This window comes from Myroides injenensis M09-0166 (genome assembly GCF_000246945.1).
Lineage (GTDB): Bacteria > Bacteroidota > Bacteroidia > Flavobacteriales > Flavobacteriaceae > Flavobacterium > Flavobacterium injenense.
On record NZ_BAEX01000023.1, the window covers coordinates 24523 to 38935 of the forward strand.

A 14413-nucleotide genomic window follows, 5' to 3' on the forward strand; every position below is an offset into this window, starting at 1 on the left:
TAAAGATTAGCTAGTCAACTTAGGAAGTTATTACACTTTACACAGCCGAAGCAATAGCCATAAATACTATTCCACCATCTTAGAGGTAATTAAATATCTAAACTACCTAACTTGTTAATATATCCAATTGATAAGTCTACTTGTCCATTAACCTCAGCGTAATTAGTAATTACAAAAATAGGCTATGTTGACACCCTGTGAGGATATCTCTGACTATTCTGCTAATAGAAGAATCATTGCTTATACCGTTCATTCCTAAATAAGGCAAACTCTGTATCACCTCATCTCTACCTTGAAACACTAAATCACTACACAGATTACTTATCTCTAAGTGATCTGACTCCGTTAGTTCTACACCTTCTTTTACTTTTAACCAAGTAGCCTCAGCTAATGAATAAAAGTTCTCTTTACGCTTATCAAATGCAGTAGTTAGCTTAGCTAATAATGCTGTCTGAAATTGTTCATAAGCACCTCCTTTTAGTTGTTCAAAATACTGGGCTACCTCATCGAGATAATGCCTCTGCATACCCAATTGATTTACTGCAAGGGTAAACTTCGCAAATGGATAAAAAGGAAATTTATACAATGGAGAATCTATAGTACATGCTTCACTTGTGATGTTAAAACTACGTGTTTTAGATATGCGTAATTCTTTAGCTTCGATAGTGTGACTACCCGTAGCCACAAAACCTAATGTATTCCAGCTATCTTTAGTTGTGACTTCTGATGGCAAGAAAAAGAAAGATTGATAAATAGGCTTGCCTTCTTTATCGAACTGTAACTCTCCGTTTATCTTTATATGACAGTTAGCGGTAAATACAGTACAGTGGCGTAATCCAGTAACAATATCCCATGAGCCATTCACAATATAGTAATCTCCTTCTTCTGTAGCGACACCATTTACTTTACCACTTCCTCCAAAACATACTTTCTTATCACTAAATATTTTTTCACTTTCTTCTGGATCGATAAAACCAACAAACATATTAGCTCCACTGCACAATGTAACTGTCCAGCCCAAACTACCATCTATACTAGCTAACAGTTCCTCTATCCTTAAGGCATCAATAAAGTCAAGTTCTAATCCATTATATTGCTTAGGTACAAATAGATTAAAAAGGTTAGCGTTATAAAGCACTTCTAATTGCTGATCTGTAAGGTGACCTAGTTTCTCTGCTTGACTTACATTATCTTTCAGTATTCCAATATCTGCGTCACTTATATATTGTTTCATATTAGCTTGTTTTGTTGTTCTACAAAGCTAATGTATTAAAACAAAAAAGACCTCATTAGATATCTAACAAGGTCTCCATTTTATAATAAACTTCTTACTCTAAACTATCGGGTAGCAGCATACTAAATTGACTTGCTGTCAAAATATCCCTTATAATCTTATTCATCTCATTAGCTCCTGTTACTGCATAAATTCCAAGATAAGGCATAACATTTAGAATTGAAGCTCGCCCTTTATGTACTAAAGCCTTACATAATACATCTATCTTTTCTTCTGTTGCTTCAGACATTACACCATTAGATCCTACCTCATCCCAAGCCTTTTGTGCTAAATCATAAAACTGTTCTCTGCGTGCATTAAATTTATCAAGATAATTATAATACAATTCATCTTTAAATTTAAAGAACTGATTTTGTATCTCTCCATCAAAAAAACGCTTTAATTCCTCTAGAAAATGCTCTTGCATTCCCAAATGATTAGCAGTAAGCGTCAATATTGCAAATTGAGCAAATGGGAACTTATACATTGTAGAGTCAATGACTCTTTTATCACTTTGAATAACAAAAACCCTATTCTTATTTACTTTCAGATTGACAACCTTAAAAGAATGGCTCCCTGAGGCTTCAAGTCCCATAGTTTTCCAATCCTTCACAATAGAAATCTCTCTGGGAAAAAAGAAAAAAGACTCATAGATAGGTGCACCTTTATCGTCAAAAAGTAATTCACCATCTCTTTCAATATGACAATTTGCAGTTAATATTGTACTGTGCGTTATTCCTACAATATGCTTCCAAGATCCATTTATAATATATCCATCCTTTACTTCTTTTGCAATACCATCAAGCATAGCACTTCCTCCAAAGCAAACTTTTTTATCTTGAAAAATCATCTTTGCTAAAAAGCTATCTAAATAGCCAACAAACATATTCGCGCCAGCTCCAAAAGTAATAGTCCATCCTAAACTCCCATCTATTCTAGCTAATTGTTCTTCTAACAAAAGACCTTCAACTAAATTTAGACCATGTCCTCCATATTCTTCGGGAACAAACATATTGAACAAGCGATTTCGATAGATAACTTCCAATTGCTCTTCAGTTAGTTTTCCTAAACTTTCCCCTATCTTTGTTTCAGACTTTAATAAAGCAAGATCAGAATCAGATATATGAATCATATTATAGTATTTTATTAAATCAAAAATATAAATTAAAATATCAAAAAATAATATAATTAACAATATATTTATTACAGAATACACTCAAAACCATTATTTTTACTTAAAATTAATCATTTTATTATGTCAATATTGAATTCAAAATTTAACACAAAATACAATACTGCTCCTTTTTCAAAAATCAATACAGCAGATTATAAACCTGCTTTCGAAAAAGAAATAGAAAATACAAAAGCTGAAATTGATGCCATAATAAATAATCCTGAACCAGCTACATTTGCTAATACTGTTGAAGCACTAGCTTACTCAGGTTTGCAGTTAGACATTTTATCAAACATATTCTTTAATCTTAATTCTGCAGAGACCAATGACGAGATGCAAAAAATAGCACAGGAAGTAGCACCTATGTTATCTGCATTAGGAAATGATATTTCTCTGAATGAAGAATTATTTAAAAGAGTAAAATCGGTATATGACCAAATTGATAACCTAGAACTAACAACTGAACAAAAAACACTATTAGTTAAAAATTATAAAAGTTTTGTTCGAAATGGTGCACTATTGTCTGAAGACAAAAAAAACAGACTACGCGAAATAGATGCAGAACTTTCATTAACTGCACTTAAGTTTGGAGAAAATGTTTTAGCTGAAACGCATAAATACCAATTACATATTACAAATGAAAAAGATTTAGCAGGCTTACCAGAAGGTGCTATTGAAGAAGCCAAAGCATTAGCTGAACAAGAAGGTAAAGAGGGATGGATATTCACACTAGATTATCCTAGCTACATCCCATTTATGACATATGCGGATAATCGTGAGTTAAGAAAAGAACTTGCAATTGCAGCTGGTAAGAAAGCTTTCCAAGACAACGAACATAATAATGAAGAAAATGTCTTAAAGATTGTAAGACTTCGCCATGAAAGAGCTAATCTATTGGGATATGCTACACATGCTCATTTTGTATTAGAAGAGCGCATGGCACAAAATCCAGATAAAGTAAACGCCTTTTTAAACGAACTACTAGCAAAAGCAAAACCTGCTGCAGATAAAGAATTTGCAGAGTTAAGTGCTTTTGCAAAAAAAGCAGACAATCTTGATCACTTAGAAAAATGGGATGGTGCATACTACTCAGAAAAACTAAAGCAAGAGCGCTTTAATTTAGATGATGAATTATTGAAACCTTATTTCCAATTAGAAAATGTTTTAGACGGAGCATTTCAAGTTGCGAATAAATTATATGGCTTAACATTCACTGAAGTTCAAGATATTGATAAATACCACTCGGATGTAAAGACTTTTGAAGTAACAAATGAAAATGGTGATTTTATCGCTGTCTTCTATGCTGACTTCTTCCCTAGAAAAGGAAAGAGAAATGGAGCATGGATGACCTCATTTAAAAATCAATACATCAAAGATGGTATCAATGAGAGACCACATATTTCTATCGTTTGCAACTTTACTAAACCTACGGCTACGAAACCTTCATTATTAACTTTTAATGAAGTAACAACGTTATTCCATGAGTTTGGGCATGCATTACACGGTATGCTAGCAGATACGACTTACCCTAGTCTTTCGGGTACTAATGTTTATTGGGACTTTGTGGAATTACCAAGTCAAGTATTAGAAAATTGGTGTTACGAAAAAGAGGCTTTAGAGTTATTCGCTAAACATTATCAAACAGGAGAAATCATTCCTATGGAGTTGGTGAACAAAATTAAAGAGAGCGCTTCATTTCTAGAAGGTATAGCTACCTTACGCCAATTGAGCTTTGGATTACTAGACATGGGATGGCATGGTCAAGATCCATCGACTATTAAGGATTTAAAAGAATTTGAAACCGAACAGTTTAAACTAACTGCTCAGTATCCTGATGTTAAAGAGAATGCTATGAGTACATCATTCTCACATATTTTTCAAGGTGGATACTCTTCAGGATATTACAGTTATAAATGGGCTGAAGTATTAGATGCTGATGCTTTCGCTTACTTTAAAGAAAATGGTATCTTCAATAAAGAGGTCGCTACTAAATTTAAAGATAATGTATTATCACAAGGAGGAACTGATCATCCAATGAACTTATATAAAAAATTCAGAGGGCAAGAACCTACTCCTGACGCTTTATTAAAAAGAGCAGGGTTACTATAATCAAACAACTAGGGCTGTCAAAATATTGACAGCCCTAATTATTTACTTCTATATCCTATTATAAAAAACATTCCTCACTATACTCATAAGCATCAAGTGTGATTGGCATCTTTTTAGCCTCTTCAAGGTCATTTTGAGCTTCGTTATACTTCTCTGCCTCCGAAGCTGACTTAGGGTCTTTAATAGTGCCTAATAAGTCTTTAATACGATCCAACTCGCGTTGTTGATCTGCTTTTAAGTAATCTTCCGCTACCTTACATACTTCTTTAAATGTTTTACCACCTACTTGTTTTAAGAAAGCCGCATCTGTCTTATAATTATCGATACCATCTTCTGCATCATAGATAATATTATAATTACCTATAATCTGTATTGCTTTTTGCAAGCGTTGCTGGTCATCATTATTGCCTAAAGACACCATCATCTTATCCTCAGAAGCCATATAGTTATCCATATTTTCTGCTGAAAACTTCAATTCTTTAGCCTCTATTTGTTCTGTTGTAGCTTCTATTTTATTTTCTTCTACAACTACTGGTGCTTCTACCTCCTTTTCTTTACAACTAACTGTAAGAAGAGCCAACGACATCAATGCAAATACTATTTTTTTCATACCTCAAATTTATAGTAGCAAATGTATACGAAAAGCACTTCCATTGATACAGTCACAACTTAAATTCACTAAAAATAGGGAGAACATTTTTTTATTCTTTACATATAAATTGACAAAATATTTCAGTAAAAAACACAGATAACCAAAACTTTAGACCAATTATTTCTTAAATAATTTAACATAATTATTTATATTTGCTTAAATTCACAAAAAGCGACTTATAAAGAGAGTTTGAATATTAAAAATTCTCATATCGCATTTTTTTAATAACAACACAACAATATTAATAATATGAAATCAACAGGCACAGCTTATTTACTTTGGTTCTTTTTGGGGTTCTTAGGAGCACATAAGTTTTACCTAGACAAAGTAGGAATGGGAATTCTTTATCTTTTTACTTTTGGATTTTTTGGTTTAGGACTTTTCATTGATCTATTTACCTTAGGAAGTCAAGTAAGTGAGTACAATCGTCGTTTGCATGCTTACTCAAACAATAATGTGAACACCAATGCAAATAACGTAATCATTAACAATGCTAAAGAAGATAATCTTACTGATCAATTAATACGCTTAAACCATCTTAAAGAACAAGGTATTCTAACAGAAGTTGAGTTTGTACAACAAAAATCTAAACTATTAAATTCATAAATATTAGATTGTGAATTAAAACAATAGAGGAACTCATAGTTATGGGTTCCTCTATTTTTATTGCTATTCTTGTTATAGATTCTTGATGTTTATCCCCAATACAATTATAACAGATCACCAAACTTCCCAGAATTAAAATCATCTACAGCTTGTATTAACTCATCTCTTGTATTCATAACAAACGGACCATAGTGAGCGATAGGCTCTCTTAAAGGTTCGCCAGATACAATAAGCACTACAGCATCTTTCGTTACCTCAACAGTAAACTCCTCTCCTTCTCGTTCCATATGTGCCACATGATCTGTAGCTACTAATGAACCATTCACCTTTATTTCTCCTTCTAGCACTAATAACAAAGTGGTATATCCGCTAGGAAATGCAAACTTAGTTTCTAATCCTGATTTTGCTTTTAAGTTATACATATGGATTGGGGAAAATGTAGATGCTGATCCTTTAACTCCATTATATTCACCAGCAATGACTTCTACTGAACCTTGATCATTAGGCAATGTATATTTCGCCATTGTGGCATTCTCTATTGCTTGATATTTGGCAGGTCCTTTTTTATCTTCTTTTTTTAGATTTACCCAAAGTTGAACCATTTGAAACTCACCGCCTTTTTTACTCCATTCTGTTTCGTGAAATTCTTTGTGCAATACTCCAGAGGCAGCAGTCATCCATTGTACATCTCCTTCTCCAATAACGCCACCACCACCGCTACTGTCACCATGTTCTACTTTGCCTTTATAAGCGATAGTTACGGTCTCAAAACCTTTATGTGGATGCACTCCTACTCCTTTAGGTGTTTGTGAAGGTGGGAATACAAATTTTGAATTATAGTCTAGCATAATGAAAGGATCCATTTGCTGCATATCCATATTTGGCATGCTTGGTATAAAATTATGTACTCTAAAACCATCCCCTACAAAATGTGCAGGCTGTGGTGCTACTATTTGTTTAATCATTCTTGTTTTCATAATTTCTCCTTTTTTGTATAACAAATTTACCACCAGAACACTAGTTAATCACTTAACCTACAACAAGAAATACTTTCTCACAAAAAAGGGACTTACATCTGTAAGTCCCTTTTTTATAATTGTAAAAAGAATTTTCTATTAATTCTTAATCTCTACTTTTATTCCTTCGCTATGAGCATTCATCTCCGGAGCGTACATATTTTGTAATGTAGTAATTCCATTTGAGAAATAACCAGCAGTATTAGCTCTTAAATCATATTCAAAAACATAACTACCTTTTCTAAGTGTTGAAACGAAAAAGTTAGTAGCTGCATCTCGAGTTTCTTCATAATAGCTAAACTCTCCTCTTCTATTATATCTTGAGAAAACATTGATAGGTTCAAATCCACTTGCTCTCATATCTTTAATATGCACATAGTCCATATCTCTATCAGTGATAATTTCAAGACGAACAGTTACTTTATCCCCTACTTTAATTGGGGTATCAGTAGTAATTTTTCTAAGTACTTCGCCTTTATCAGTAGCAACCTTTAAAAACAACTCTTTGTTAAACTGTACTCCTGTTTTTGCAGTTGTAATCTTATCAAGGTCTTCAAAATATTGCCAATACATAGCTCCATAAGCTATACCAGGAGAAGTCTTTTCAATTTCTACAGTACCCATCAATGGATTCATTTCACCTTTAGACCAAGACTCTTTCACATAACCACTTCCCATTTGAGCATCTTTAGCAATATCTAAATATTCACCTCCAATAGCAACGGATAATCCCTTCTCTGAATCTATCCAAGATTTACCTAAGTTTAGCAATGCATAGATAGCGGCAGTAGTAGCTTTGTCAGAATTCCAAGCAACTGTTTGTTTGTTCTTTAACAACCAAACTTTCATTTCATCGATTGCTTTATTATCATTGCCTTTTATCTCGCTATAAGCTTCCATAATTAGCACTTGTACTTCAATAGGGCTATTGTACCAATACCATCCTGCAGTATTCTCTTTCCAGTACATTCCCATTTCATCTGATTCGACTGCAATTTCTGAAATACTTTTTAATGTTTTATTCGCTACTTTATCTAGACCATAGCGTTTAGCCACTAATGCACGCATAGCTTTACTATAAAGATTTCCTTCAATAGCTGCACTTTCTAAATTACTTAAATAATAATTCATCATAGGTGCATATTGTTCCTTTATTTTAAACTCGTCGTTAAAGAAACTTCTTGCATATAAATAATTCAAGTTAATTGGAGCAATAGTAGCATTCTTCTTGTTCTTTAAAGTACTCTGATAAGTTACAAATTGTTGTTCATCTACAAATTGTATCGCTTTTGCTAAGAACTCTTTATACTCACCAACTGATTCAGTATTAAGCATCCCCATTTTTTTAAGAATACCTAAACCTTTTATTATTGATTGAGTAGTATGTAATTCTGAACTACCACCATTAAACCAACTAAAACCTCCGTCGTTATTTTGCATTTCAAGCAACTTATTAAAAGTTTCTTTTTGCTCTAACTGCATTTTATTAAGGTCAAACAACAAAGCAATACGCTTCATTTGTTCTTCTTCTCTTTCTGCTTGTCTTACCCAAGGAGTTTCATCTATCAATATAGATTTAAGTTCTTCATTTTGTTCTAAGCGAGAAACTAATTGATTACGTGTATTCCAATCTTCGAAAACTCTTTTAATACGAGGGTTACTATTAATCAAAGAAGTAGAAACTACATTAGCATAAAACTTACTAAAAATACTTATTGAATTCGAACTGTTCGTATTCTCTCTCAAACTAGGTAATGCAAAGACAGCATTCCACATAGGGTTAGTTGTCATTTCAAATGTTAATTTGAAATTATCACTAGAAGCAGATTGTTGCTGTAAATACTTATCAAACGTAAATTTCTTTTTCTGCCCTTCTTTAATAAACATAGGCATTGACTCTGTAACCATCATACGGTTAGACAAAACAGCCAATGCAGATTCTTCGCCATCACTAAACTCACCAGCTTTTGCAACTACGCGATAGACAACTGCCTGCACATTATCAGGAACTTTTACATTCCATGTAGTAGAAACAGATTCTCCTTTCTTAATTTCAAAAGACTTGACATTATCAGTGTTTGAAAATAAAGCATCGATAGGTTCCATCGTAAAGGCATCAAAAAACAATAATGCTACAGTACCTTTAATATCCCTTTTAGATAAGTTACTTGTCTTATTAGATATAATCACTTCATCACCCTGACGTAAAAAACGTGGCATATTAGGAATAACCATAAGATCTTTCTGTGTAACTACTGTTTTTTCAATATAGCCACTTCCCAAATCTTTACTGTGAGCAAAAGCCATAAACTTCCATTGTGTCAATGCTTCTGGTGCTGTAAATTCAAACTTTACATTTCCTTCTGCATCTGTCGTTAACTGTGGAAAGAAAAACGCTGTCTCATTCAAGTTTGTTCTTGATTGAACTGCAGTTAAGTTAGCTAGAGCACCAGCTTTTGTAGTAATAATTACAACACCATTTGCACCTCTATTTCCATACAGAGCAGTTGCTTCACTACCTTTCAAAATAGTAACTTCTAATATGTCACTAGAATTCATGTCATAAGTTTCTTTAATCACTCCATCCACGACATAGAGCGAAGAACCATCATTATCTTGCGAACTAATTCCCTGAACAGCTATTTTCCCAGCTGCAGATGGAGATAATGCATCTTCTGAAACTTTATTATTCTCTTCCATCACTACTGGACTATTCAAACTTGCACTCTTACTTCCGATGCGAACATGCCCGAAAGACCTATCTCCTTTATAAAATGAAAACTGCACCCCGAAAGTATCTAAGGTCAAAGGAGTATTAAAATAAATATTCTGAAAATCAATATAATTACCTAAAATTTCTTGAGGATAACTTATTCTATCAAACACATTGTAATAGTTAAAATCAAGACTATTATTGTAGTATCTTCTTCTCTTAACAAAAGAATCTTCAAAAGAATTTGATGCAAATTGATCTAAAGACGCATCATACATTCCTGCTAAAACTTCAGCTAAAACTTTATCTTTCTGTTCTCCTGAAATTGTTAAAGACCATGTTTCCTTTCCACCAGGAGTTAATTTGTCTCTAAAAGAATTGACACTGATGGCAAGCTGTTCTAATTTATTATCAACAAGAATACTTTCTTTTACTTCTTGATAAAAATTGTGTTTAACAGCTGTAAAATAGATGTCAATATTGTCCTGTCCTTTTACAGAAACTTCATATTTATAAGGTTTCTTTCCTATTTTTAATTTCTTCTCTTCGATCGTCTTTCCTTTAGATAGTACACTTATCATAAGGTACGTATCCTCTTCAGCTGACTGAATCAAGTAGGTAGCAGTATCACCTTTTTTGTATATTTTATTAGAAGAGACAACATTTACTAAATCGTAAACTTTAGTATTCTTCTCATTTTCATTCGTCACCTTAATAAGTTGTTCTACACTAACTTTTTCACCATCTTTATCAAAGACAAATCCTTTTAAAACATAAGCACCACTTTTTAGTGAAGACGCTCCTTTCCAACTAATCTCATTAGAATCTGCAGTATTAAAACTAGCTTTAAATACTTCCTTGCCTTCTACCCAAGTACTTAAATCTAATTCTTTTCCATAAGGTAGGTAAGGAAATAATTTTACAAACTCATCATACGAATAATACTCTTTTTCGACAGTCTGTCTAGCAGCATTATTTAATAATCGCTTAGGATGAGGTGCATTTAATTCATAAACTGAAAGCTCTCCTTTTGCATTTATTTTCTCACCATTCAAATTTGTTGTTGAAATATCAATTGAAGTCAGTTCAGTAGATTTTACATTCGCTTTTACATTTAAATTAAGCATCACACCTCTATCTCCAACAACAACATTAGTGGTCTGAGAATGTGTCTCACCATTAATATCTGTTACTGTAGCTTCAATTACGTAACGATAAGTACGAGGATCATTTTTATCAATCTTATTAGTCGCAGGTATAGCTTTAAAATCGACAGTAAACTTCCCTTCTTGATTAGTTACAGCTTCACCTATTGCAATTAACTCAGGATTTTGATAAGGTCTTGAAAAACTTCTATACCAAGGTAAAAAAGGATAGGTAGCAATACGACTAACTGTATAAGTAACTTTTGCCTGATCAATCTGAACTCCAGCAAAAGATACTGCCTCTCCATTGACTACAACATTATCTCCTAATTGATAACTACCTGTTACCTTGTCAAATTTCACTTCAAACTTAGGTCGCTTATATTCTTCTACACTAAAATTTTTATAACTATTAATGTCTTTAACACTAATAAAATAGTTCCCTAATCCTCCAGATGATGGCAACACAAATGCTCCTTGCACAGAACCAAATTCATTACTTACATATTGCTGAGAAGAAACTAATTTTCTATTTGCATCATATAACTCTACAGTAAAATTCTTATCTGTCAATAAATATTCATCAAGTCCCTTCACCTCTGTAAAGATACCTTTGAAATAAACTGCCTGCCCAGGTCTATATATTCCTCTATCTATAAACAGCTTTGCTTCTACTTGCGTGTTATCTATTTCTCTATTATTGTTTTTATAATAGTATTTACTATAAAAAATATCTTCTTTTTCAATAGAATAAAAACGTGTGGAAGACTTCATATCAAACCCAATCTCATGTTCCCCTTTATCATCAGTAATGATTACAGTTTCCCAAAAGTTTTTATTTGTACTTGCTTTATCTCCATTTGTTACACGTATGCGCTGGTTAGTTAAAGGCTTACCAGTAATTCGATTATAGGCACGTAACTTTTTATTGCCTACTACAATTACATTGTCTGAAACATTTACTGTCACATAACTTACCACATCCTTATCTTTTTCAAGTCGATCAAATGGTGCACTGCTAACCATAATAGCATATCTACCCATTTCTAATGGTCGTAATGCTACCCTTGTCGTATGTCTTTTATAATCTTCGTATTTACTAACAGGTAAAACATAGCTATCTACCACTTTTTCATCTGTAGCCACATACTCATACCCCTCTTTCTCATGGATATCATACTTAAAATTAAAGGAAGGCGAAGGTGAATCAATTTTTACTACTTGTACATATACCTTATCTAAATTGGTATAGCCCACATAAAGAGGAGCTATTTCATGCACACCCATATATTCTGATGTGTTGACATCAAAACTAGGATTCGTCATTAACTTTCTTAAATCTGAAGCAAATTTTAATTCTGATGCCTCTACCTTAGAATGAAAAGTTTTTTCAACCTTATCCAAATAATTTAATACCTCAGCACCACTTACTTTTAAAGGATCATTCTCATCTGTTTCATTAAATTGTCTATATAAAAATTGACCATATGAATGAGCAATAGATAAGTTTAGAGGATATTCCTTTATTAGCTCATTATATTTTTCATACTTATTGCTATTTGACCAATCACTACGTATTTCTAACTCAAACAATGCAGTATAAACTTTTAAGTCAACATTATTGCGTTTAGCTATATCTTCTTTAACCGCATTAATTAGTTGATATGCTTTCTCTCTTCTGGCATCCTGTTCCTCTTCACTAAAGAATTGATTATTTCCGCTTAATAGTGCATTAGCATAATCTAATCGAAAAGCGTCATACAACGTATAATTTGTAAAGTCAATACTAGAATTAGTATCGTAACTGAACAAATCTTTCCACTCTTTGACCAAAACATTAGGGTGCTTCTCAGCTATTTTAATCGCCTCATCGTATGATGTATTAATAAGCGATTGAAGTTGCCCAGAAGTCATAAAACGAACATCTTTAGCATCACCAGCTTCTAATTCAGTTCTGCTACTTAACTTATATAAATTAGCATTTTTATATAAATCGTAAAGTTTACCTAAATACATATCAATCACACCAACATAAAGACCCGATGCATTCTTGCGCTCTTTATTAAATTCTGCAAAAACTTCATTGATATTAAAATCAGCATCATCTTTGGTAGTGATATCTATTCGAGCTTGATAAAACAGCGCTTTTAACACGCTAGGATAATCCTTTGTCTTGCGCGACAAATCTAGTATTTGTTTTATCTCAGGAGAAATACTTTTTACCTCGTATTCTTGTTCTTTCTTTGATACTGTCTCCCACAATTCCTTAATTTGAGAATTAGGGGATTGTCCAAATCCAACTATTGGTGCTAACAGTATCAAATATAAACTCCAATTTTTCATAGTTACATATTTATTTTGCATAAAGTTATCTATTAATTCCTCTTATTTTATAAAATAAATAAAAAATTAACATGTAAGATTCACATATTTACGCTTATCCTTTAATACTTTTTTTACAATATTTTCCTAAAACTAAAGTGAGTGATGCCGCATTGATGCCGCTATGATACCGCAATGATGCCGCTAAAACCATCTAATAATGCGGCATCATTGTGGGATCACCTAAGTACCAACGCACCATCATTATGGCACTAATATTGTGGCTACTAGATATATTAATCATTACCAATCAAATCATTATGGCAGAAATAGCAAAGAACGGTGTAGTAAAAGGCATAACAGGGGCATTATACACCAGGACTTATTTAGGGAAGCAAATAATACAAACGCGTCCTAACAGACGAAATAAAAGAGGTAAACTAACAAGTAACAATCGTGAATTTCTAATTACCTCAAAATTCTCCGCATTATTAAGAGTTGGAATTAATTATTTCTTGAACTTTAAACAAGATTCCAAAATGCACAATCGCTTAAACTCAGCAATAAGAAAGTGTTTTCAGAAAAACTTAGCGATAGAAAATGGAATGCGTGATCCCTTTAATACAAGTATGAAGGACCTAGAAGGTTTTGAATTTAACGAGAATAAGAATTTTAAAGATGTGGTTTTATTTCCTATTTTGATTGAACAGGATAATGATACAACTATAGAGATTTCAATTCCTAATTTCTATCCTTTAGAACAAGTTATATTTGCTCCAAACTGCACAAGAGCAGTATTACGACTCTACTCCACTTCAATTGTTAACATTGTAAATATGATTACAGAATGCAGTCCAATAATTGAGTTAGAATTCTTTGCTGAAGATAAAATGATTTCATTATTACCAACAATAATTAATAATATCAGTACGCCAGCCTACAAAATCGTTGTCGGAGAAATATGTTTTTACTACCAAAATAGCGGAAGCGAAGAATGGTTCTTGTACAATACAAAAAAATATAATCCTGCGATGATTTTAGCTTCTATGTCAAATCCAGCAAATTTAAAACTGTAATAAATAAAAAATGGAGGAATCTTATTATCACCCCAAGTTCAATTAATATTAATACATAAAAAAAGTAAAAATATTTTATATATTTAAATTTCAGATACCAAAATATGCGTATTTTTACATTTATTATGCATTATTAAACATTAATCGAACGTAGGTTAACAATGTATTAATTTCTATTTTTGATATTTATTTATGACATTATAGAGTATAAATCTTAATAAAATACTAATATGAACGAAAAGTTAACTTGGTTTATTATTGGAATATCAATATTACTACTAGCTGTAGCTATTATTTTTTGGATAAAAAATAATAGCTACAGCTAGT

General features: G+C 32.4%; 8 protein-coding genes. 3 read left to right on the forward strand and 5 right to left on the reverse strand.

Annotated features, from left to right (window positions below):
• Positions 1–169: 169 nt before the first annotated feature.
• Together RH98_RS05560 and RH98_RS05565 are read right to left on the reverse strand one after the other, a co-directional pair.
• Positions 170–1234, reverse strand: coding sequence for an acyl-CoA dehydrogenase family protein (locus tag RH98_RS05560; RefSeq protein WP_010251441.1), 1065 nt, complete (start codon positions 1232–1234; stop codon positions 170–172).
• Positions 1235–1328: 94 nt separating this feature from the next.
• Positions 1329–2405 (reverse strand): acyl-CoA dehydrogenase family protein, encoded by a 1077-nt coding sequence (locus RH98_RS05565; RefSeq protein ID WP_010251442.1) that lies wholly within the window; start codon positions 2403–2405, stop codon positions 1329–1331.
• A 123-nt stretch (positions 2406–2528) separates the two neighbouring features.
• Here RH98_RS05565 and RH98_RS05570 point away from each other — a divergent pair, with 123 nt between their 5' ends.
• The gene (locus tag RH98_RS05570; RefSeq protein WP_010251444.1) at positions 2529–4556 is read left to right on the forward strand and encodes a M3 family metallopeptidase; all 2028 of its coding nucleotides are present in this window, start codon (positions 2529–2531) and stop codon (positions 4554–4556) included.
• A 58-nt stretch (positions 4557–4614) separates the two neighbouring features.
• Here the strand turns inward: RH98_RS05570 and RH98_RS05575 are convergent, their stop codons facing one another.
• Positions 4615–5166, reverse strand: coding sequence for a hypothetical protein (locus RH98_RS05575; protein ID WP_010251446.1), 552 nt, complete (start codon positions 5164–5166; stop codon positions 4615–4617).
• Between the two features lie 291 nt (positions 5167–5457).
• Between RH98_RS05575 and RH98_RS05580 the strand changes: the two genes are divergently transcribed.
• Positions 5458–5814 (forward strand): NINE protein, encoded by a 357-nt coding sequence (locus RH98_RS05580; RefSeq protein ID WP_010251448.1) that lies wholly within the window; start codon positions 5458–5460, stop codon positions 5812–5814.
• A gap of 104 nt (positions 5815–5918) precedes the next feature.
• Here RH98_RS05580 and RH98_RS05585 read toward each other — a convergent pair whose 3' ends face one another.
• Positions 5919–6791 carry a pirin family protein gene (locus RH98_RS05585; protein WP_010251450.1) on the reverse strand — a complete coding sequence of 291 codons (873 nt, stop codon included), beginning with the start codon at positions 6789–6791 and terminating at the stop codon, positions 5919–5921.
• A gap of 138 nt (positions 6792–6929) precedes the next feature.
• Positions 6930–13052, reverse strand: coding sequence for an alpha-2-macroglobulin family protein (locus RH98_RS05590; RefSeq protein WP_010251452.1), 6123 nt, complete (start codon positions 13050–13052; stop codon positions 6930–6932).
• Positions 13053–13276: 224 nt separating this feature from the next.
• Between RH98_RS05590 and RH98_RS05595 the strand changes: the two genes are divergently transcribed.
• Positions 13277–14086: a hypothetical protein gene (locus RH98_RS05595; protein WP_026038759.1), complete on the forward strand. Its 810-nt coding sequence runs from the start codon at positions 13277–13279 to the stop codon at positions 14084–14086.
• Positions 14087–14413: the final 327 nt, after the last annotated feature.